Annotated in this window: 20 protein-coding genes and 1 pseudogene; 10 read left to right on the top strand and 11 right to left on the bottom strand. The window is 32.9% G+C overall.

Going from position 1 to position 22,825, the window contains the following annotated elements:
* Nucleotides 1-1,194: pseudogene (locus B3J44_RS04230) on the top strand (penicillin-binding protein 1C); the annotation flags it as partial.
* A 1-nt stretch (nt 1,195) separates the two neighbouring features.
* Here B3J44_RS04230 and B3J44_RS04225 read toward each other — a convergent pair.
* The 3 genes from B3J44_RS04225 to B3J44_RS04215 form a co-directional block, all read right to left on the bottom strand.
* Nucleotides 1,196-1,942, bottom strand: coding sequence for a hypothetical protein (locus B3J44_RS04225; RefSeq protein WP_286966038.1), 747 nt, complete (start codon nt 1,940-1,942; stop codon nt 1,196-1,198).
* A gap of 147 nt (nt 1,943-2,089) precedes the next feature.
* Nucleotides 2,090-3,634, bottom strand: coding sequence for an Rne/Rng family ribonuclease (locus B3J44_RS04220; protein ID WP_066032867.1), 1,545 nt, complete (start codon nt 3,632-3,634; stop codon nt 2,090-2,092).
* A gap of 383 nt (nt 3,635-4,017) precedes the next feature.
* A complete protein-coding gene (locus tag B3J44_RS04215) occupies nt 4,018-4,308 on the bottom strand; it encodes an HU family DNA-binding protein (RefSeq protein ID WP_007805026.1) in 291 nt (96 codons plus the stop codon).
* Nucleotides 4,309-4,448: 140 nt separating this feature from the next.
* On the opposite strand from B3J44_RS04215, the gene mutY reads away from it, so the two are divergent.
* The 4 genes from mutY to gldD are packed head-to-tail and all read left to right on the top strand — an operon-like array spanning nt 4,449 to nt 7,853.
* Nucleotides 4,449-5,495 (top strand): A/G-specific adenine glycosylase, encoded by a 1,047-nt coding sequence (mutY, locus tag B3J44_RS04210; RefSeq protein WP_286966017.1) that lies wholly within the window; start codon nt 4,449-4,451, stop codon nt 5,493-5,495.
* 36 nt (nt 5,496-5,531) lie between these two features.
* Entirely contained in the window at nt 5,532-5,969 is a 438-nt protein-coding gene (locus B3J44_RS04205; protein ID WP_198855513.1) for a single-stranded DNA-binding protein, read from the top strand.
* Between the two features lie 26 nt (nt 5,970-5,995).
* Nucleotides 5,996-7,291, top strand: coding sequence for a gliding motility-associated protein GldE (locus tag B3J44_RS04200; protein WP_286966016.1), 1,296 nt, complete (start codon nt 5,996-5,998; stop codon nt 7,289-7,291).
* A 1-nt stretch (nt 7,292) separates the two neighbouring features.
* Entirely contained in the window at nt 7,293-7,853 is a 561-nt protein-coding gene (gene gldD, locus B3J44_RS04195; RefSeq protein ID WP_278019640.1) for a gliding motility lipoprotein GldD, read from the top strand.
* A gap of 47 nt (nt 7,854-7,900) precedes the next feature.
* Here the strand turns inward: gldD and B3J44_RS04190 are convergent, their stop codons facing one another.
* Entirely contained in the window at nt 7,901-8,278 is a 378-nt protein-coding gene (locus B3J44_RS04190; protein ID WP_286966014.1) for a heavy-metal-associated domain-containing protein, read from the bottom strand.
* Between the two features lie 102 nt (nt 8,279-8,380).
* Between B3J44_RS04190 and B3J44_RS04185 the strand changes: the two genes are divergently transcribed.
* Nucleotides 8,381-9,247: a DMT family transporter gene (locus tag B3J44_RS04185; protein ID WP_286966009.1), complete on the top strand. Its 867-nt coding sequence runs from the start codon at nt 8,381-8,383 to the stop codon at nt 9,245-9,247.
* A 224-nt stretch (nt 9,248-9,471) separates the two neighbouring features.
* On the opposite strand, the gene B3J44_RS04180 is transcribed toward B3J44_RS04185, so the two are convergent.
* Nucleotides 9,472-11,520, bottom strand: a complete 2,049-nt coding sequence (locus B3J44_RS04180; protein ID WP_286966007.1) for a M16 family metallopeptidase — start codon at nt 11,518-11,520, stop codon at nt 9,472-9,474.
* Nucleotides 11,521-11,532: 12 nt separating this feature from the next.
* Nucleotides 11,533-12,855, bottom strand: a complete 1,323-nt coding sequence (locus B3J44_RS04175) for a M16 family metallopeptidase (RefSeq protein WP_286966006.1) — start codon at nt 12,853-12,855, stop codon at nt 11,533-11,535.
* A gap of 273 nt (nt 12,856-13,128) precedes the next feature.
* On the opposite strand from B3J44_RS04175, the gene rplU reads away from it, so the two are divergent.
* The 3 genes from rplU to B3J44_RS04160 all read left to right on the top strand — a co-directional run bounded on the left by rplU (nt 13,129) and on the right by B3J44_RS04160 (nt 15,362).
* Nucleotides 13,129-13,566 (top strand): 50S ribosomal protein L21, encoded by a 438-nt coding sequence (gene rplU, locus B3J44_RS04170; RefSeq protein WP_073412831.1) that lies wholly within the window; start codon nt 13,129-13,131, stop codon nt 13,564-13,566.
* Nucleotides 13,567-13,590: 24 nt separating this feature from the next.
* Nucleotides 13,591-13,851 carry a 50S ribosomal protein L27 gene (gene rpmA, locus B3J44_RS04165; RefSeq protein WP_012023622.1) on the top strand — a complete coding sequence of 87 codons (261 nt, stop codon included), beginning with the start codon at nt 13,591-13,593 and terminating at the stop codon, nt 13,849-13,851.
* 212 nt (nt 13,852-14,063) lie between these two features.
* Complete coding sequence (locus B3J44_RS04160; protein ID WP_286965995.1) at nt 14,064-15,362, top strand: hypothetical protein; 1,299 nt, start codon at nt 14,064-14,066, stop codon at nt 15,360-15,362.
* 111 nt (nt 15,363-15,473) lie between these two features.
* Here B3J44_RS04160 and B3J44_RS04155 read toward each other — a convergent pair whose 3' ends face one another.
* A complete protein-coding gene (locus B3J44_RS04155; protein WP_286965994.1) occupies nt 15,474-18,233 on the bottom strand; it encodes an AsmA-like C-terminal region-containing protein in 2,760 nt (919 codons plus the stop codon).
* A 53-nt stretch (nt 18,234-18,286) separates the two neighbouring features.
* Entirely contained in the window at nt 18,287-18,868 is a 582-nt protein-coding gene (locus B3J44_RS04150) for a tRNA-(ms[2]io[6]A)-hydroxylase (protein WP_198854590.1), read from the bottom strand.
* A gap of 113 nt (nt 18,869-18,981) precedes the next feature.
* Here B3J44_RS04150 and B3J44_RS04145 point away from each other — a divergent pair, with 113 nt between their 5' ends.
* Nucleotides 18,982-20,223, top strand: a complete 1,242-nt coding sequence (locus tag B3J44_RS04145; protein ID WP_286965991.1) for a glycosyltransferase — start codon at nt 18,982-18,984, stop codon at nt 20,221-20,223.
* 53 nt (nt 20,224-20,276) lie between these two features.
* On the opposite strand, the gene B3J44_RS04140 is transcribed toward B3J44_RS04145, so the two are convergent.
* From B3J44_RS04140 to B3J44_RS04130, 3 genes are all read right to left on the bottom strand, one after another.
* Complete coding sequence (locus B3J44_RS04140; protein WP_286965990.1) at nt 20,277-21,155, bottom strand: helix-turn-helix domain-containing protein; 879 nt, start codon at nt 21,153-21,155, stop codon at nt 20,277-20,279.
* A 96-nt stretch (nt 21,156-21,251) separates the two neighbouring features.
* Nucleotides 21,252-21,782: a carboxymuconolactone decarboxylase family protein gene (locus tag B3J44_RS04135; RefSeq protein ID WP_286965989.1), complete on the bottom strand. Its 531-nt coding sequence runs from the start codon at nt 21,780-21,782 to the stop codon at nt 21,252-21,254.
* Between the two features lie 410 nt (nt 21,783-22,192).
* The coding region (locus B3J44_RS04130; protein ID WP_286965987.1) for a leukotriene A4 hydrolase C-terminal domain-containing protein at nt 22,193-22,825 on the bottom strand (633 nt) is incomplete at its 5' end.

Below are 22,825 nucleotides of genomic sequence, written 5' to 3'. Positions count from 1 at the left end.
GCACATCGTGCATTGTCTCGTTCACTCAATATTCCTGCAGTTTTAATGCTTCAAGAATTTACGGTAAACAAGTTTTACGAAGAGCTTCAAAAGTTCAAATTGAAGAATATCAACAAAACACCAGATCATTATGGTTTGTCGCTTATTTTGGGAGGAGCCGAAAGTAATTTGTGGGATTTATGCAGGACATACGCTAATCTTTCTTCTACATTAAATTACTTTACAAAACATCAAGCAAAATATAGGACGAATGAGTTCACAGAATTAAATTATAAAAACGATTTTAAGCCCGATTTTGGTTCTGAAACAGATCAAAAGAATATTTTAGGCGCTGGATCAATTTGGTTAACATACAACGCAATGGAGGAAGTCAACAGGCCTCAAGGAGATGAAGCTTGGAAGTTTTATGACAGTTCGCTTAAAATTGCTTGGAAAACAGGAACAAGTTTTGGAAATAGAGATGCATGGGCAATTGGAACCAATTCAAGATATGTGGTCGGAATTTGGGTAGGAAACGCAACGGGCGAGGGGAGACCAACTCTAACAGGAGTTACCAGTGCAGCACCTATTTTATTTGATGTTTTTAATTTACTGCCAAGACAAAGATGGTTTGATACTCCGTACAATGATTTGGAAGAAGTTGAGGTTTGTCGATTAAGTGGTTATTTGGCAAAAGATAATTGCCCCAAAATCAAACAATGGGTTCCTAAAAAAGGGAAATCGACGAAAGTCTGTCCATATCATAAAACCATTCATGTAAATAAAACAGAACAATTTCAAGTAAACAGCAGTTGCGAAAGCATTGAAAATATTGTGACTAAAAACTGGTTTGTACTGCCTCCCGTTATGGCGTGGTATTACAAAAGCCAGCATATTGAATATCTGCCACTTCCTCCATTTAAAGAAGGCTGCGAAGGAACGCAAACTATAACAATGGATTTTATTTATCCTAAAGCAAATAGTAAAATTTATCTAACGAAGGATTTTAACAGTAATCTGCAACCTGTAATTTTAAAAGTAGCATATTCTGAAAGAGATAAAGAATTGTTTTGGTACGTAGATGATGTTTATAAAGCCACAACCAAAACATTTCATGAGCTGCCAATTACACCAACAACAGGAATACATTATATTACTGTTGTAGATGCTTCTGGAAATGAAATTAGAAGAAAAATTGAAATTGTAAGAGAATAACTTACATAATTTTCATTTTCTGGTATGCTGCTGAATTTTTCGCTAATCTAATTGTAGCACCAAATGTAAATCCTTGGATATAAGGTGTTTTTTCAATGTTAAATGATTGAGAATATCCAAAACCTAAATCCATTAAATTAAATGCCGAAATTCCAGCCAAAGCATAAGCATGTCTGTTCGAAACACCTCCTTTAAGAAAGAATAATTCCCAGTTATAGGACAAATGTAAATCTGGTAAGCCATAATATTTTCCATTATAACTATTAGTTATTCCATAACCTAATCCCAAAAAATATCGGTCTTCATCGTTGTTTTTACAGTCTAGACAAATTTCTAATCCTGCTGTAAGCTGACTTTTGTTGGCGGCTTTATAGTCTATGTAGAGAATTGGCCAATCTGGGAATGTAAATTCGGAAGTATTATTGTTTTTAAGTTCTTTTGTGCCAATTGTACTGTCATATAGATTATGCCATTTTTCTTCTTTTATCCGTTGTGTTTCTTCTTCTTCTTTAGAAGAACTTTCAAACCTAGATCTGTTTTTTTTAGGCTGAAAAGAGCAATACCCAATTTGATTACTATAAGGAATATTTTTATGACAAACAGCAGAATCTTTTACAGTAGCTTTCAAGTCACTAGCAAGAATAGTGTCATTTTGAGCGCTTACTTTTGAAGTAAGCAAAAAAAAGAGTGATAGAACATAGTAAGAAATATACTTTTTTTCAAAATTAGAAATCATAATAGCTTTCATGTATAGTTTTTAAAATTATACAAACGTACTTTAATTGTAAAAAAAAAATAGACGGTATAGGTTTTTTTTATATTATTATAGGACATACAGACCTTTAAAAAAAGCACAAAAAAACCGCCAGTCTTTCGAAAGGCGGTTCTTTGTTTTTTATTCTGTAATAACATTTCCTTTTTTGTCGTAGAAATGATACTCTAAATACGTGTAAGCGTCACGAGGTATGATTTTCACCCATTTCTTATGTTCAAAAAACCATTTTGAACGTAATGATGGAAAACCTTTGCTGAGGTATGCAGCCACAAACGGGTGTGTATTAAGCACAACTTTATTGTGGGTTTTTAAAAGTCTTTCTAAATCAGCGGTGATCTTATCAATGATTAAAATTGGAGCTTCAATTTCACCATTATGTTTGTTAGGATCTTCCTCTCTGGTTTTGATATTCACTTCTGGTCTTACGCGCTGTCTTGTAATCTGGACCAAACCAAATTTACTAGGCGGTAATATTTTATGTTTTGCTTTATCGTCGCTCATTTCTTCTCGCAAGAAGTCGAACAAAACTTTCCTGTTTTCTGGATTAGACATATCGATAAAATCAACTACGATAATTCCGCCCATATCACGCAGACGTAATTGTCTTGCGATTTCAGCAGCGGCAATCATATTTACTTCCATGGCTGTGTCTTCTTGGTTGGTCGCTTTATTAGAACGGTTTCCGCTGTTTACGTCAATGACGTGAAGAGCTTCGGTATGTTCTATGATAAGATAAGCACCTTTACTCATGGAAACAGTTCGGCCAAATGAAGTTTTGATTTGTCTCTCTATATTGTATTTCTCAAAAATCGGAGTGTCATTTGATTGATAAAACTTGACAATCGATTGTTTTGAAGGAGCAATTTCTTGCAGATATTCCTTCGTTTGATGGTACAACTCTTCATCATCTATTTGAATACCACTAAAGGTATCATTGAATACATCTCTTAATATTGAAGAAGCTCTATTTAGCTCTCCTAATACTTTTGATGGATGATGAGCAGTTGGTAATTTTTTACACATTGCAGACCATCTGCCAAGCAGGTTCTGCAAATCTTTTTCTAATTCGGCTACGTTTTTGCCTTCTGCTACTGTACGAACAATAACACCAAATCCTTTAGGTTTGATAGATAGAACAAGTTTTTTTAGACGATCCTTTTCTTTTTTGTCTTCTATTTTTTGAGAAATAGAAACACGATCAGAAAAAGGAACTAGAACGATAAATCTTCCGGCAAGAGAAAGCTCAGCACTTATTCTTGGACCCTTGGTCGATATAGGTTCTTTAACTACTTGAACTAAAACAGATTGATTGGCACTTAAAATATCAGTAATGATGCCATCTTTGTCAATCTCTTTTTCAAACTGAAAGGTTTTTAGGGAGAAATCTTTTAATTTACCTGCGCTTACAAGTTTTATGAATTTCAGTTGGGAAGCTAAGTTTGGACCTAAATCATGATAATGTAAAAAGGCATCTTTTTCGAAGCCTACATTTACAAAAGCAGCATTAAGTCCGGCAACTGGTTTTCTGATTTTAGCAATAAAAATATCGCCAACCTGAAAGTTGCTTTTCTCTTCTTCTTTGTGCAATTCAATTAGTTTTCCATCTTTTAATAAGGCAAAATCTACGGCATCAGAACTAGATCTAATGATTAATTCTTTATTCACACTGTAAATTTTTATCTGTTTTTTCAGAAAATAGAAAAAAGAGAGAAGAGTATAGATTATAAAAATCTAAAATCTTAGGTCTAAAATCTAAAATCTTATCTACAGATGGATTAAACAATATTTTAACAGGTATTAACCCGAAGGAGTTATTTGTCAGTTTTCAGTTCTGGTAAGCAGTTTCAAGCTGCAAACTGTAATCTGTGACTGAGACTATAGAACTCCAATTTCAATGAACGTTTAAAAAGAAAAAAGTAGTTTAAAACTACTTTTTCTTTTTGTGGCGGTTAGCTCTCGCTCTTTTTTTACGTTTGTGAGTCGCTACCTTATGTCTCTTTCTTTTTTTACCACTTGGCATATTGTGTCAGATTTTATGTTAATTAATATTATTTTGCTTCGTTGTTTGTTTTAACTCCTTCTACAAAAACTTTTGCAGGTTTAAACGCAGGAATGTTGTGTGCTGGAATTTTAATAGTAGTGTTTTTAGAAATGTTTCTTCCAGTTTTTTCAGCTCTAGTTTTAACGATAAAACTACCGAAACCTCTAAGGTATACATTGTCTCCAGTTTCTAAAGAAGTCTTCACTTCTTCCATAAAAGTTTCTACTGTTGCTTGAACGTCTCCTTTTTCAAGACCTAGTTTCTCTGAAATCTTCGCTACGATATCTGCTTTCGTCATTTTCTTTCCTATTTTATTTTATAAATGGTGTACTATTTTTTTGAGTTTGCAAATATAGGAATTAAAAAAATAATTAATCAAGCTAATTCGTTAAATTTTAATTACATAAACATTTACTTTTGCAATCTAAGTATTTTGCAATGGATTTTTATAACATATTGATAAAATGGTATTTACAGAACAAGCGTGATTTACCGTGGCGAAAAACGGTCGATCCGTACCAAATTTGGCTCTCAGAAATTATGCTTCAGCAAACGAGAGTTGCGCAAGGAATGCCTTACTTTTTCTCATTTACCAAGGAATTTCCTACTGTAAAAGATTTGGCAGATGCGCCAGAAGAGAAGATTTTGAAACTTTGGCAAGGCTTAGGATATTATTCTCGTGCTCGAAATCTTCATAAAACGGCTCAATATATAAGTAACGATCTAAATGGAGTTTTTCCTGATTCTTATAAAGAACTTTTAAAACTTAAAGGTGTTGGCGAATATACAGCTGCTGCAATAGCTTCTTTTTCGTATAATGAATCTGTTCCTGTTGTAGATGGAAACGTATTTAGAGTATTGTCTCGCTATTTTGATATTGAATCTGATATTGCGCTTCCGGCAACTAAAAAAGAGTTTGCTGCTTTAGCACAAGAATTAATGCCAAAAGATAATCCTGCAATTTTTAATCAGGCCATAATGGAGTTTGGCGCGCTGCAATGTGTTCCTAAAAGTCCTAATTGTTCTGTTTGCGTTTTTAATGAAAGTTGCGCTGCATTGCAAAAAGGAAAAGTTAGCAAGCTTCCCGTGAAATCGAAAAAAGTAAAAGTGACCAATCGTTACTTTAATTATTTGATTCTAGAAGATGTCTTAGGAAATACATTAATTCAAAAAAGAACTGCAAAAGGAATCTGGCATAATCTATATGAGTTTCCGTTGTTGGAAACAGAAGCTATTTCCGATTTTGATTTGGTTTCTAAAAAAGTCAAGAACGAAATTTTCTCAGATTATACTATTATAAGTATAGAAGATTGCAATGAATCGACCGTAATTCATAAACTTTCGCATCAGCATCTGCACATACAATTCTGGAAAATTAGAGTACAAGATAAAATCGAAAACGGAATAGATTCTCAAAAATTAAAAACTTTTCCTTTTCCTATTGTGATATATAATTTTATAGAAAAGCAAGAAATAAATTGCTAAAAAAATGTATCTTTGGGAGAAATACCACCAAAAACTATGAACGGAACATTAAATAAAGTGATGCTTATTGGCCATTTAGGCGATGATGTAAAGATGCATTATTTTGATGGAGGAAACTGCATCGGACGTTTTCAGCTGGCTACCAATGAGGTATATATCAATAAAACGACGAATGAAAAGATTACTTCTACAGAATGGCATAATTTGGTTGTGCGTAATAAAGCCGCAGAGATTTGCGAAAAATATCTTTCTAAAGGAGATAAGATTTATGTTGAGGGAAGAATAAAATCTCGTCAATGGCAAACAGAAGATGGAACCACTAAATATACTACAGAAATTCAGGTTACTGAGTTTACTTTCCTGACAACCAAAAAAGAAACTGCGTATACAAAACAAAACCAAGATACAGAGTCGCCAAAAAACACTAACTTTGACGCTCCTGAAGGGCTTCCGATTAATGATCTGCCCTTTTAAGTGATGTTTAACTAATTTTATGCAATTTGGACCCAGAGCCCAGTTTACTTTTTTCTACAAATCTTGACGCTAATTTAATTATTGGTTTCGTCGGAATTTTTATTTTATTATTTCTTTCGGCAATCGTTTCTGGTGCCGAAGTAGCCCTTTTTTCTTTATCACAGCAAGATATCGATGATTCTTTAAACGATAATCCTGCAAAAGGTAAAATTATTTCGAACTTATTAGACAAGCCAAAAAAGCTTTTAGCGACTTTGTTGGTTGCTAATAATTTTTTTAACATTGGCGTAGTCATTTTATTTGCTTACATGGGGCAGAATATTTTTGCCAATGTAAGTTCACCAGCTTTTAAATTTACTCTAGAAGTTGTCTTGGTAACTTTTTTAATTTTATTGTTTGGTGAAGTTCTTCCTAAAGTTTACGCAAGCAGAAACAGCATTCGTTTTGCTAAAGGCGTCGCTTATCCGCTGGCATTCTTAGATAAAGTGCTTTCTCCAATAAGTTTGCCAATGCGTGCATTTACAATATATTTACAGAATAAATTAGGCAAGCAAAAGAATAATTTTTCTATTAATCAGCTTTCTCAGGCTTTAGAATTAACAGATTCTGAAGGAACTTCGACAGAAGAACAAAAGATTTTAGAAGGAATTGTTTCTTTTGGAAATACAGATACAAAGCAAGTAATGAGTCCGAGAATAGATATTTTTGCATTGGAAATATCAGAAACTTTCTCAGAGATTTATCCCAAAATAATAGAAACAGGTTTTTCAAGAATTCCTATTTATCGTGATAATATTGATCAGATTGAAGGAGTGCTATTTGTGAAAGATTTATTGCCTCATATTGATAAAGAAGAGTTTGACTGGACTTCTTTAATTAGAGAAGCTTTTTTTGTTCCTGAGAATAAAAAATTGGACAACCTTTTGAAGGATTTTCAGAGCCTGAAAAGCCATTTGGCAATTGTGGTCGATGAATATGGAGGAACATCTGGATTGGTTTCGTTAGAAGACGTTATTGAAGAGATTGTTGGAGATATTAGTGATGAGTTTGACGATGAAAACCTGAACTTCTCACAAATAGATGAGAATAATTTTCTTTTTGAAGGAAAAATAAACCTGAAAGATTTCTATAGAATTGTAGATGTTGACGAAGATGTTTTTGAAGCTCATAAAGGAGAAGCCGAAACATTAGCTGGATTTATTCTGGAAATTTTAGGTAATTTTCCGAAAAAAGATCAAAAAGTGCCTTTTAAAAACTGTATTTTCACAGTAGAAACAGTAGATAAAAAGCGTGTAAAACAAATAAAAGTAACCATAAATTAAAATGTTTAATAGAATACTTTCAATAACAGCAATTTTGCTTGCTCTAACGGTTATAAGCTGTAAAAATGATGTTTTGCCAAAACCTGCGAGTTATCTGCGATTGGATTATCCTGAAGCAAAATATGTGAATTTTGAAAACAATTGCCCATTTGCTTTTCAGATGAATGAAGATGCAATTATTAAAGGAGAAAAAGAGTGCGGATTTGCAATCACTTATCCAAAGATGAAAGCGACTATTTATTTGACTTATAAGCCCGTAAATGGCAATATTGACAAATTACTACGTGATGCTCAAAAACTAACTTATGAGCACGTTATTAAAGCTGATGATATTTTAGAACAACCGTATTTAAATCCAGAAAAAAAGGTTTACGGAATGTTTTATCAAGTTGATGGAAATGCAGCGACAAATTCTCAGTTTTACGTTACCGACAGCACAAAACACTTTTTAATTGGTTCAGTGTATTTTTATGCAAAGCCAAACTTTGATTCGATTATGCCTGCGGCGAGTTATGTTAAGAATGATATGCAGCGCTTGATGGAAACATTGAAATGGAAATAAAAAAAAAGCACTCAATTGAGTGCTTTTTTTGTTTTTGTATTTCGAATTTAAGATTTAAAATTCGAAACTTTATATGTTTTTCCGTCTCCAGTTTCTTGAACCACTTTTGTTAAAGATTCTGAGTTTTGGATCGTTTTGTCAAAACTTACTGTTGCGGTTTTTTTGTCAAAGTCTACAGTTGCTTTTTCAACTCCGTCAAGATTTGCTAATTCTTCTTCTATTGTTTTTGCGCATCCCATAGCACAAGTCATTCCGTCGATTGTAAAGCTAGCAGTCTGTAAGTTTTCAGCAGCAATAGGTTTGTGTTCTTTTGGAGCACTTTTTTCTGCATTTACGACTTCAAGACTTTTGTCTTCTGCTTTTTTACAGCCAACAAATACTAAACCAGCGATTGTTGCGGCGATTAAGATTTTTGAAATTTTCATTATATATAAATTTAAAAATTGCGAATTAGATTCTTGCAAAATTAATAAAAAGAGAATGCTTAGTTCGTAAAATAATTACAAATTTGCAGTAAAATACAATTTATGGAAACAAAACAGTTAAAGTGGATTTACTTGACTATTCTTTCTCTTATCTGGGGAAGTTCTTTTATTCTGATAAAAAAGGGATTGATTGGGCTAACAGCAATTCAAGTTGGTTCATTCCGAATTATTTTTGCCGCGCTGTTTCTGTTGATTGTAGGTTTTAATAGCTTAAAAAAGATTTCGCGTCGCCAGTGGAAATATGTTGCGATAACTTCATTGTTCGGAACTTTTATGCCAGCTTATCTTTTTGCTATTGCCGAAACCCAAGTAAATAGCTCTATTGTGGCGATTTTGAATTCGCTTACACCTTTAAATACTTTAATTTTAGGAATTATAGCATTTGGGATTCAGTTTCAAAAAAGGCAGGTTTTAGGTGTTTTCGTAGGGCTCGCTGGTTGTTTGCTTTTGGTTTTAAGCGGAGATTCTTCTAGCGGAACTCAAAATTATTTGTATGTGCTATTGGTCGTAATTGCGACGCTTAGTTATGCAATCAATGTCAATTTAATTAAAAAATATTTACACGATTTAAATTCTGTAAGTATTACAACAGGAAATTTTGCAGTTTTGCTTTTACCAGCATTAATCATTTTAAGTACAACCGATATTAGCCAGAAAATACATTTTGCAGAAACGCAGCATTCTATACTTTTTGTGGCAATTTTAGGTCTTTTAGGAACTGGAATTGCCAATATTCTTTTCTTTAAATTAATTCAGATGTCGTCGCCTGTATTTGCAACATCGGTAACATATTTGATTCCGATAGTTGCCTTCTTTTGGGGATTATTAGATAACGAAATGTTGACACCAGTTCAGTCTGTAGGAGCGTTTATTATTTTGATTGGAGTCTATTTGTCAGCGAAAAAATAGTTTTTGAAATGTAAAACGTAATTTGCTGGGTTTGTCTCCCTTAGCGGAGTCGAAGGGCGTGTCAATTGGAATGAGGCTTCGACTTCGCTCAGCCTGACAAACGGGATGAAATAAAAAAAGCTTTGTGAAAGTTTTAAACTTTGACAAAGCTTTTAAGAGTCTCGCTCTTAAAAGACTCAAACAAAACCTTTGTTCCTTTGAGCCTTTGCAACTTTGAACCTTATCTATAAAAAATCTTTCTCAGAAACGCCTTCGTTTATTTTAATGTCAGACATTTTAATATCCAATTCAAAACCAACATTTTGAACTAAATTAAAAGGAACTTTAATGCCTTTTACTTCTTTATAATCGTTAAAATTGGTGATTTGTTCTACTGATTTTCCGCCTTGTTCACGAACTTTAGATTCGGCTGTTTTTAAGCCAGATTTAATGTCATAATAATACTTTGTTTTACCGTCTTTAATTACGTAAGCATCACTTCCGTTAATTGGTTCAATTCCTTCTACTTTTAGGTCGGTTCTCTTTGCAAGTTGTAATTCTTCAAATGGCGCCGCATTTGCTTTCATTTCAGCTAAATCTTCGCCTTCAAGGTTTTTTCTTTTTCCTTGTTGTTCTACATAAGCGCCTTTTTCATTCACAACTTGTTTCATTAAATTCATAGTGCCCATTGAAAGTGAAACCATCATTTTTCCTTTAGAATCTAATTTAGAAGTAAAAGTTAATGGAGTAGGAGCTTGAGGAACAGTTGTTGAGCCGTTCATGTATAAAGTTTTTACTGCGCTAACCGCTTTTTCTCCTCCAATTGCATTGATATAGTTTTCAAAAACTGTTTTAGCGCTAATATCTTTAGGAGCTTCTTTTTTTGTTGCAGGTTTTTCAACAGGATTTCCATATTTATCGAAATAATAAATCGGAATTTGTAATTTTTCTAAACTAGAAATTACATCCGATCCTTTTCCGACAATCACAATACGCATATTGTCTAATAAGAAATATTTGTTTGCAACACGATAAATATCGTCTGCAGTAACATTATTGATTGTTTGGATGTATTTTTCGTAGAAATCGGCAGGAAGTTTTTCTGTTTCAATGTTCAAAGCGTAACGTGCAACAGCTTGTGGTTTTTCAACTTGCATTACAAATCTTCCAATATATCCAGCTTTTACATTTCTTAAAACTTCTGGATCAACTCTTTCTGTTCTAATTCGTTTTATTTCTTTTACAAATTGAACAACAGCACTATCTGTTACAGTGTTTCTAACTGCTGATGAAGCTTTAAATTTGGTAACATATTTTCCGCTTCCAATGCTAGAATTTGCACCATACGTCCAAGCATGTTCTTCGCGTAAATTCATATTTAAGTAACTATTGAAATCGCCTCCAAGAATTTGATTTGCAATTACTGCAGGGAAAAAATCTGGATCGCTCATTCTTAAATTTACAGTATTTACTAATGAAATTTCAGATTGAACCGCATTTGGAACATCAACAAAATCAATTTGTAAGTTTGAAACATTCGTCGGATTTGGGTAAGTGTTTTTTGGTGCTGCTTGCTTTTTCCATCCGCTGAATAATTTCTCAACAGCAGCTTTTACTTCTTTAAATTTGATATCTCCAATAACAACTAAATAAGCGTTTTCTGGAACAAAGTAAGTGTTGTAGTTGTTTTGAACATCTGCAAGCGTTACATTTTTTACAGTTTCTTCAGAAAGATATTCTCCTGTTGGGTGATTTTTTCCGAAAGCTAAAACATCAACTACTCGGTTTGAAATAGCAGGAACGCTTTTTTCGTCAGCTTTAAGACCTTCTAAAAGTTTTGCTTTTTCTTTGTCAAATTCGGTTTGAGTGAAATTTGGCTGTAAAGCGCCTTCTGCTAAAAGTTCTAAAACGCGTGCAGAATATTTTGATAATGAACTTGCATAAGCGCCTTGAGAAGTAAAATTGATATTAGCTCCATAAAAATCAATTTCTTCGTTAAAAGCTTCTTTGGTTGTTTTTTTAGTTCCGTTTCCAATTAAGCTACTAGTTAATTCGTCAACGCCTTTTTTGTTGCCTTCAGTAAAAGGAGCGTTGTCTAAAGTAAGTGTAAAGCTAACTCTAGGCAATTTATGGTTTTCAACAACCAAAACCTTCATTCCGTTTGCTAAAACAAAGGTCTGCGGTTTTTTGATGTTGACTACTGGGGCATTTCCTGGTTTGGGTTGTGGACGATCTTGTGCTTGCATAATTCCAGTTAGGAAAATAAGGATTAAAAAAGGATATATTTTTTTCATGATTCGATATTCTTAGTTTTGAGATTTGGCAGTTGGAACATAATCTAAAATCAAACGTTGGTTCGGATTTAAATATTTCTTGGCAACTTCTCTTATTTCTTCTCTTGTTATAGAATGATAAATGTCGATTTCAGTATTAATCAGATTTACATCGCCATAAAGTAAATAATATGAAGCAAGATTTTCTGCAATTCCTTCTACGCTCGAATTGGCATTTACGTAATTGTTATCGAATTTGTTTTGTAATTTTTCGTAATCTTTTTCAGAAATAAGATCGGTTTGAATTTTTACAATTTCCTCATCCATTTCTTTTAAAATATCGGCTGTTGTGTATGGAGCCATTGGAAGACCATACAGAATATACATTCCGTAATCTTCTTGGCTAAAACCTACAGCACCAATTTGCAACGCCATTTTTTTGTCGTCTACAATTTTCTTGTACAGTTTAGAACTTTTCCCATCACTTAAATACGATGAAATTAAATCTAAAACCCTTGCATCCCTTGTTTTCATTGAAGGTGTTCTGTAGGAAGCTACAATCATCGGAATCTGGATGTTTGGATCTTCGTAAGTAGCTTTAATCGTTTGAGTGATCGGATCTTCTGTATAGGTTTGTTTTTTAACTTCTTCGCCTCGCGGAATTGGTCCAAAATATTTCTGAATCCATTCTTTTGTTTTTGTTTTTTCGAAATCTCCAGCAACCACTAAAACGGCATTATTTGGAGTATAGAATTTTTTGTTGAAAGCTTGGAATTCTTCAAGAGTTGCGGCATCCAAATCTTTCATAGAGCCAATAGTGGTCCATCTATAAGGATGATTTTTGAACATATTCTTTTTAACCTCGGGAAGAATATTTCCATATGGCTGATTGTCGTAACGCATTCTTTTTTCTTCTTTTACGACTTCATTTTGCGTGTCAACTCCAATTTTATTAATAATAGGATGCATCAGTCTTTCAGATTCCATCCATAGACCAAGTTCTAAACTGTTAGAAGGAAAAACTTCATAATAATATGTTCTGTCATCAGAGGTATTTGCGTTGTTTACACCTCCGTTAGCAGTAACGATTTTCATCCATTCTCCGCGTTTTATATTTTGGGTTCCTTCAAATAATAGATGTTCAAAAAAGTGTGCAAAACCCGTTCTATCTGGGCGTTCATCTTTTGATCCAACATGATACATTACCGAAGTGATTACGACTGGAGCCGAAGGTTCATTGTGTAAAATGACATGCAGCCCATTGTCTAAATCGTATTCTTCGAAAGCTACTTTTTGGGCATGAGCCACTCCGCCAAGCATTAATGCAGCACTTAACATCATTATTGATTTTTTCATAAAGATTAATAATTTTAAAATATCAACAGTAGTAGGTAGACAAGAGTTGATTTTGGTTACACCAAAAATAGTTTTTTTTAATTAGGTATTGCAGATTTGTTTTTAAATTAATGCGATTTTAACAATCTTTTACTTTAAAATAATTTTGTTTTTGATGTAGAACTGCTTGAAAAACAAGGTTTTTTTAAGTAAAAATATTTTTGCTTTTAGGGATTGCACAGTAAATTATTAGTTGTATATTTGCAACCTTAAAAATCAATAAATCAATTTGGTATGTATGCAATCGTAGAGATAGCAGGGCAACAATTCAAAGTAAGCAAAGACTTAAAGGTTTATGTTCACCGTTTAGCTAACGAAGAAGGTTCAAAAGTTTCTTTTGACAAAGTTCTTTTATTAGATGACAACGGAAATGTAACTTTAGGCGCCCCAGCTATAGAAGGTGCTTCAGTAGAAGCTAAAGTGTTACAACACTTAAAAGGTGATAAAGTTATCGTTTTCAAAAAGAAAAGAAGAAAAGGATACAAAAAAAGAAATGGTCACAGACAATATCTTACACAAATTGTAATTGAAGGTATTACTGCAGCAGGAGGAACTAAAAAAGCAGCAGCTAAAAAAGCAGTTGTAGCAGAAGAAGCAGCTACTGAAGAAGTAGAAGCTCCAAAAGCAAAAAAAGCGGCTCCAAAAGCAAAAAAAGAAGCTACTAAAGAATAATAACAATATTTAAACTCATACGTCATGGCTCACAAGAAAGGTGTCGGTAGTTCGAAGAATGGTAGAGAATCAGAATCAAAACGTCTAGGCGTTAAGATTTATGGTGGTCAAGCTGCTATTGCTGGAAACATCATCGTTAGACAAAGAGGTTCAAAACACAATCCAGGTGAAAATGTTTACATTAGTAAAGATCACACTCTTCACGCAAGAGTTGCTGGAGTTGTTAAGTTCCAAAAGAAAAGAGATAACAAATCTTATGTATCTATTATCCCATTCGAGGCATAATAATCATAGATTACTTTTTATAAAAAACCCGATCAGAAATGATCGGGTTTTTTGTTTTAAAAAAAACATTCTGTTAGGAATGTCATGTTGGTCATTGCAATTATACTTTCAATAGAACATTTGATTTTCGGATATATTGTTTTAATAAAAATCCTACATTTGCCAAATATGAAATAATAGATTCCTAAATGGTTTCTTTAAATTTTAAAAAGTTGAAAAAGATAATTGTGTTTATACTGCTGTCTTGTTTTAGTATGTATGGTAAAACGGTGTCAGATAGTATTGCAAATCATTTGAGTTCGCTGAATGATAAGCAAAGAAAGATTTTATACGAATTTGAAGTTCTTAAAAAGAACAATTTTAATACCGATATGTTTTGGTTAACACATCAAAATGAATTTCCTAAATTGGATATTAATACCAGAGATGAATTAGCCAGACAGGTTTTTGTAAATTCTGAACTGGTTTATTCTGCACCTAAAAATTCAGCAATCCAATTTTGGATACAGACAAAATTGTTAACCAATTGGATGTTTTATCTTTCGGCATTTATAGCTATTTGTGCTGTTGTTGCTTTGTTTAAAAGATATTGGAGTATGCTTATAGCATTTTTAGTAAATCATCTTTCTCCAGTATTTAGAATTTTGTTTTCGCCAATATTATTGACTTGCGAATTGTTGCTGATTGGTGTGGCCTGCATAATTTATGGGTGTATTGTCGAGGAATTTGTCCTGAGAACAATAATTATACATTTAGGCTTGTTTTTAATATGGAGCCAGTCTACAGCTTTATTTTCAAAAGAATACTGGATTAAAAATTATATTTATGAAATAGAGAATAGTTTTTGGGGTAAAGATTCTTGGGAAACTATAAAAACAATCAGCTTTCCGGCAATTATAGTGACAGTTGGACTTTTATATGTGCTCTATAAAGTTCCTGTAGATATTTTTTATAATTATGAACTGGTTTTATCAGGAATTGCGGCAATTTATGCCTTACCATTTTGGCGTTCTCTAGAAAAATATATCTATCCTGTTTTATTCCCCTTTTACAAAGAAAATTATCGAGACAGAAGTGTAAATTCTCTGGCTGCGTGTACCGTTATTGCTGTAATTGTAACAATTCTACTTGTATTGCAGGAGAATATTATCTTTAATAATGTAATCGCTGCATTCATCTGTTTGCTTTTACTGTCATTTTTGATTTTGTCTTTAAAAGTAAATCATAAGTATGGCAGTTTTAAGAACTATTATTATTTGCAGATTGTTACTTTTATCATTCTTTTGGTAGTTTTAGAGTATGGAATTCGTATGCGTTTAAACGAAATCATTTGGTTTTCATTATTGGCATTCAGTATGTTTGTTATAATAAAATATTTAGAAATTTTTTCATTTTTCTCTAATTGGAAAAGAGGAAGAGCTTGGGCTTGGAAGCTATTAGGTTTAGCTTTATTGTTATGGCTAATGGGTAAAGGGATTTTATACGTTTCTACGCAAATATTCACGGTTTAAGTTATCTGAAAAAAAAACCTTTGTCAAAGTTTTGAACTTTGACAAAGGTTGATGGGTGTTTTTCAAAAAAATGGAATTTTGAATTTTGCTGATCCGAATTTAAAACATTTATTACTCAGTATCCTTAGTTTCCTCTAAATCTTCAGTTTTTCTTCCCACTTTTACTTTTGGATTATCTTGTGTTCCTGTAACTGTCAGCGGAATTCCGAAAATGCCAAAAGGAGGCAGTCCTAAACGCATTTTAAGGTTCAGTCTTCCGTCTAAGCTTGATGTTCCTTCGATTCTTGGTCTAAAGCCTGCAAATTTAAATTTAAAACGTTCGACGGTAATAATATTGTTTTTAACTGTTGTTTTAATATCAACTTTTGAAAGATCTGGATTTTTTATAGATTCCGTATTTGTTTGTTTGCTTACGGCATTAAACATTTTCAGACCTCTTACTTTTACATCTTTTACAGAAAGTGTTCCGCCGCCCACAAGAGAAGGGTAGACAGGATCCATATTTCCGTTTAGACGGCCTTTTAACTGATAATCTAAAGAAACAATTCCTTGAGCTTTCTCTGCTGCACTTGCCATTTTCCTGAAAACTTCAATTTCGTTATAGGCTCTTTTAATATCAAAATCTGTAGCTTTTATTGCATAATCAAAATTTGCTTTTTGCGGAGTTACAGCTTGATAGTTGGCATTCATAGAAACATTGCATCCAATTAAATTAAAGCCAGTATTCTGCATTGTTAATTTACCATTCTTCATGTTTAAATTTCCAGTTGCATTTTGCAGGTTTAATTTGTCGAAATTTACTTTTTGGGCATTTGCAATCAGCTGTAAATTCAGATTGCTTGGAATAATAATAACGCCGGTTTGTGTGTTGTCTGATTGTTTTGCTTCTGTTTTTGGAGCAGAACTTTGTGTTACAGGTGTATTTGGGTCTACGCTTGACATAAATTCGTCAACATTGATATATCGAGAAGAAACTTTAAAAGAACCTCTTAAAACGCCTGTATTGGTCATTACGTAATTGAAAACATTTTGTAAATAACCATTCATCTTAAAATCTGATTGTCCATAAGCGGCCAAGAAATTATTGAACGACATTTTATCCTGATTAATTTTGAAAATGCCTTCTTTGATGATGAATTTCTTTGGAAGATATTCAGAAGCAATTCCGATGTTTCTTAATTCAAGTGTTCCTCTATTATTTAATTTGCTGTAATTGCCCTTTTCTGCATCGCTTTGTTTTCCTTTTAGCGATACATCAGCTTTTACGAAACCATCCAGATCAAGACCTTTTTGAGAGAAAACTTTATAAATTCTGCTAACATCCAATTCGCCTTTTGCTTTTATGTCGTAATTTAAATCGTCAAAATTGCTTAAATCGGCTTGTACAAAAACTGGTTTTCCTTCAAAAGTAAATTGAGTTGGTGTTAAGCTTACTTTTAAATCTTCAAAAGTTCCTTTTTGGTTTACGATTTTAGACTTAATTGTAATATTTGTAATAGGATTTGGATAGTAAGGTGTTTTTAAATATCCATTATCCAAATTAAGGGTTCCATTTGTAACAGGAAAACGTTTGTTCTTTTGGTCAAATACTCCATTTGCTTTTACATCTCCAGCTAAAGCTCCTTTTAATTCAATATCAGGAATTCCAAGTGCTTTGGTTAGTTTTTCAAGATCAATTTTAGCTTTAAAATCGGTGTTGATTTCTGGTGTGTTTATTCCTTTTACCAAAAATTTAGATTTTAAATAATCCTGATTAATATTTAGAGAAAGATTTTTGGCATCAACAATAACTAAATCAGGGTTTAAAGACGGAACAATTGTTTTAATGTCTAAATTTAAGTTTGAAACAGGAAATGCGCTTTTGTTGTAATTGACAAATCCGTCGTTTATTTTTACATCCAAATCCAAATCTGGAGCAATGTTTTCCGACGCAATATATTTTCCTTTTAACGTCAATAAAAGATTCGTATTTCCTTTTAATTCAGTTTTAGAAAGCCAAGTAATATATTTTGGAGGAAAGGCGGTAAAAACGTCATATAAATTACTGTTATCAGATTTAATAACAAAATCCATGTTGTAGCCATCTTTCAAAATATCAAATTTACCTTTAAAGTCTACCAAGAGCTGATTGATTTTTAGGTTATTCTGTTGGAAAAAGAAAGAAAGCGAGTTAATGTTGACTTTGGTAATCAAATCAGCATCAATTTTTTTATTCATTAAATATGGTTCATCTTCGTAAACGATATTCAATTTTTCGATTTTGGCTTTCGAATACAAATCAAAAACGGCTTTATTTAAATCTCCTTTTCCTAAATAATTGAAGCCGTAAGCATCAAAATGAACTTTTGTCGATTTGTCGTCGTAAATAATTTTACTGTTCAAAATTTCAATTCGTTCTAGCTTTAAAGCAGTATCAGAACTGTCATTTGATTGTGAAGCTTGTTCTTGCGATTTATAAATATTGTAATTTGCTTCTCCGTTTGGATTTACTTTTACGTTTATAAAAGAATCAGATAAATAGATCTGGTCAATTTTTACCGATTTGCTAAAAATAAGACTTGCCACATTGATTCCAAAAGAAACCTCTTTTGCAGTGATGAATTTTTCGTTTTTGTATGGCGCAGAACCATTCAAACTTAAATTATCTAAAGTTAAAGTAAGAGAAGGAAAATGATGAAAAAATGAAACAGAAACATCAGAATAATTTAATTCTGCGCTTAATCTTTCATTGGCTGTTTTCTTTATTTGCTCTTTAATTTGGTCCTCAAAGACGATAGGCGTTAAAAATAATAATCCTATAATAACCGCGAAAGTTATTCCGAAATACTTCGCAATTTTAAAAACGATTGATCTGGATTTACTTTTCTGCATAGCGAATAGTGGTGTTTAAATATGAAAATAGAGTAATAAAAAAAGAGCGTAATTTATCCGTGAACGGTTTCACTTTTACCATAATTGGTAATAATAGAACCTTCATATTCAATCCATTCTTTCCATCTTTTGTCGATGTCGATGTTGTCTTGGTATTTTCTGGCAAAGCCTAAAAATGTGGTATAATGTCCCGCTTCAGAAATCATTAAATCTCTGTAGAACGTAGCTAGTTTTTCGTCTTTAATATTTTCTGAAAGAACTTTAAAACGCTCGCAACTTCTGGCTTCAATCATTGCAGAGAACAATAATCGGTCGCAAAGTGCATCTCTACGGCTACCATCTTTTTTCATGAATTTAAACAGTTCATTTACGTAATGATCTTTTCGTTCGCGCCCTAGCGTAAGTCCGCGTTCCTTTATGATATTGTGAACCATTTGAAAATGCTCCAATTCTTCTCTGGCAATTTCAAGCATTTCGGTTACTAATTCTTCGATTTCAGAATTATACGTCACAATGCTAATAGCGTTTGAAGCAGCTTTTTGTTCGCACCATGCGTGATCAGTTAAAATTTCTTCGATATTCGATTCGACGATATTTACCCATCGAGGGTCTGTAGCTAATTTTAATCCTAACATAATTTCTAAGAATTTAGTTTTGCAAAATTAGTGTTTTTTTACAACCGAAAGTCAGTAAATATGATGCAAAAATGTGCAAAAAAGCATTATTTTGTAAAATGAAACCAAATAAAATGAAACAGATAAAAAAACTTTTAATTATTGGGTTTGTTTGGCCTGAGCCAAAGTCTTCTGCGGCAGGTGGAAGAATGATGCAATTGATTTCTATTTTCAAAGAAAATGGATTTGAAATTACATTTGCAAGCGCTGCTCAGGATAGTAATTTTATGGTTGACTTGTCTGAGTTTGGAATAATAAAAAAAAGCATCGAACTTAATTCTTCAAGTTTTGATGATTTTGTAGCCGAATTAAATCCAGAAGTTGTGTTGTTTGATCGCTTTATGGTCGAAGAACAATTTGGATGGCGCGTGATTGAAAAATGTCCGAAAGCAATCCGAATTTTAGATACCGAAGATGTGCATTGTTTGAGAACTGCAAGGCAAAAAGCGTTCAAAGAAAACAGAACTTTTAAAATTCAAGATTTGTTATCTGAGGAAGTTGCAAAACGCGAAATAGCCAGTATTTTAAGATGTGATTTGTCTTTGATTATTTCTGAATTTGAAATGAATGTTCTAAAAGATGTTTTTAAAATTAATGAAGACTTATTGTTTTATCTTCCGTTTTTGGTTGATGAAATGAAGGAAGAAGAGCTTTTGAAATTGCCCTCTTTTGAAGAAAGAAAGCATTTTGTTTTCATCGGAAATTTTCTTCATGAACCGAATTGGAACACTGTTCAATATTTAAAAGAAGCGATTTGGCCTTCTATAAAAAAAGATTTTCCAGAAGCTGTTTTGGAAGTTTACGGAGCGTATCCTTCGCAAAAAGTACTGCAATTGCATCAGCCTAAAAATGGTTTTTATATCATGGGAAGAGCAGAAGATGCTAATGAAATTGTGAAAAAATCTAGAGTTGTTTTAGCGCCAATACGTTTTGGAGCAGGTTTGAAAGGCAAACTTTTAGAAGCAATGCAATGCGGAACGCCAAGCGCAACAACTTCTATCGGCTCTGAAGCAATGCATAGAAAATTGTCTTGGAATGGTTTCATTGAAGATGATCCAACTAATTTTGCTAGAAATGCAATTGCACTTTATCAAGATGAAAATCTTTGGAAACAATCTCAAAAAAATGGAATTGAAATCATTAATAAATGTTACCAAAAAAGCAACTATTCTGATCAATTGCTTTCACTGGTAAATTCGCTTATAGAGGATTCAGAAAGTCATCGTCTTCATAATTTTATGGGGAATTTATTGCAGCATCATGCGTTTAAAAGTACGATGTACATGTCAAAATGGATTGAAGCGAAAAATAAGTAATCAGAACAGTTTGCGGTAATCAGTAGGCTGAGACTGAAAACTATGACTTTAAACTAAGCTTCCATTTTTCCAAAACCTACTGTTTCGCGATAAATTTGTGGCGAGACATCGGCATTAGTTTTAAAGAAACGACTAAAATAATGTTCGTCATCGTAGCCTAACTCATATGCAATTTCTTTAACCGTTTTGTTGGTTAGATATAATTCTCTTTTAGCTTCAATAATAATTCTTTCTGAAATTAGATCAGTCAACGTTTTATTGAAATAATTCTTAGATAATTTAGCCAAAGCTTTAGGGGAAATATTCAATAATTCGGCATAATTTCCTGCTGAATGTTTGGTCTTGAAATTTAGTTCGATCGCATCTTTTAAATTTTGAAGAATAATAGGTTCTTTCGAATCTGGAATCGATTTCATCTCTTCTAATTGTTCGGTTTTTAGCCTTGAAGCTGTAATTAAAAAGATTTTCAAATATGAAATAAGCAATTCATATTGTGCCAATTCTGCATTTTGAATTTCAGATTTCATTTGGTCAATAACCATATTGAAAGTTAGTGATGCTTGTTCAGGAACCTTTACATAAGGAGGTTGATAAATATTATTGAACAAAACGCCATTGCAAGAAACTTCTTTTTGATGCATGTGAATGCAATAAAAATCAGGATGAAAATGAATGGCAATTCCTTCGATTGGTTCGTTTACACAAAGCATAAATGGCTGATAAGGTGAAAAGGCGAGAAGTGAATTTTCTTCAAAACGATGTTCGGCAAAATCGGCTTTTACCTTGCCTTTTCCTTTGGTGACCCAAATTAGCGAGTAATAATTGTTTCGCTGTAAATGATCAAAATGACTGTTGTCATCAAAAGAAAGTATCTTGAAAGCTAAATTGCCATTTTGCGGATTTATTAAAGTAAAAACTTGTTGCGAACTCATATTATTTGGTTTTTGAAAGTATAAAGATAGTCACGAAATAAATTCACAACTATCTTTACATATTGATTCTTGTTATAGTGAATGTATACTTTTTAATTATACTGTTGGAAAGTCAATTTCTGTTTTTGCTACGTTATTAAAGTAGTTGGTTAGTACATTTAAAGCTACATGTGCGATAGTTTCTGCAATTTCAGCATCTGCAACTCCTGCGTTTTTAGCTTTGTTTACATCCTCGTCGTTTACTAAACCATTTTTACTAATAAGGGTTTTGGCCAATTGCAAAATGGCTTCTGTTTTGGCATCGTCAGACTTTCCTAATCTAGCAGCTTTTAAAACTGCTGGATCTGCTTTAACTAATTTCTCTCCAATAAAAGTGTGCGCGGCTAAACAGTAGTCGCAAGAATTGCTTTCTGAAACTGCTAAAGCAATTAATTCTCCCGTTTTTGCGCTTAATTTTCCGTGGCTTAAAGCACCGCTTAAATTTAAATATCCTTCAAGAACTGCTGGAGAATTTCCCATTGTTCTCATCATGTTTGGAACAACGCCTAATTTTGCTTGAACTGCGTTGAATAAATCTTTAGTTTTTCCTGTTACTTCTTCCGGGTTTAAAGCTGTTAATCGTGTCATTTTATTTGATATTTAATTGTTATTATTTGTTGTTGTCTTTTGACATTACAAAATTGCAACGATTACAGATTTTAAAACATGGAGAATGTACGCTATATGATGGATAATTTTCCCTGCTGTTTTTTTAGGAGCTATTTCCCGCTATCCGTTCCAATCTTTTGTGCCGAACCCCGGCACAAAAGGATTTCCACTTCTATCGGGGCTAGGGCTCTCGTTTTTATAAGATTGTTTTTCGTATAGTTTGTCATCTTGACGAAGGAAGGATCATGCACGAAACTCGACAAAGATTAAGGAATTGCTTTGCGGAATTTCTAGTGCGATTCCTCGTTCCTCGGAATGACAAACGAGACGTAAAAAAAAGTGTCTGTTCCTAAAGAACGGACACTTTTAAACTTAAATTCTTGAAAAAACTATTTCAAAACACTTGCTGCATCCTGAATAGTTGTTGCATGATAACCAGATTTTGCTTTATCAAATACTTGCTTAGCCCAAACTTTTCCTTCTGGAGTTTTAACCATTTCTTTATAAAGCATCATGATAGAGCCGGTTCTGCTGCTTCCAATTAGAAATTGTTCAATTGCAGGATTTGCTGCTTTGTATTGATGGCGAATTGCCTGAACGAACCATTGGCGTTTAATAATGAAATTTCCTCCTTTTGTAAAGTTGAATTCTTTATCAATTGCTTCCATTTCCTTTACAGTAATATCAGCAGGAAGATGGTCAATAAAATGCTGTTTTTCGGCAGTTGTGGTGATTTTTTTGCTCAAACCTGCAACGCCAGTTTCTCTCCAGCTTTTTTGGATAGCATCGATAGCATCAAAGTCAGCTGAACTTACAGGGACAATATTTGAAGGAATTCCTGGTTTGTAAATCCAGTTGTCTAATTGAATTTTATCTGCTAAAGTTTTGTCGCCTTTAATAAGATTTTCATTGATGTATTTAACGAAATCTTCTGTTGTGATAGATTGGAAAGCATGAGAATCGAAATAATTCTTGATAAACGGATCAAATTTATCGCGTCCAACGGCATTTTCAATAACTCT

This window comes from Flavobacterium sp. UBA4854 (assembly GCF_002399805.1).
Classification (GTDB): domain Bacteria; phylum Bacteroidota; class Bacteroidia; order Flavobacteriales; family Flavobacteriaceae; genus Flavobacterium; species Flavobacterium ginsengisoli.
This window is presented reverse-complemented; position numbering and strand designations above follow the sequence as displayed.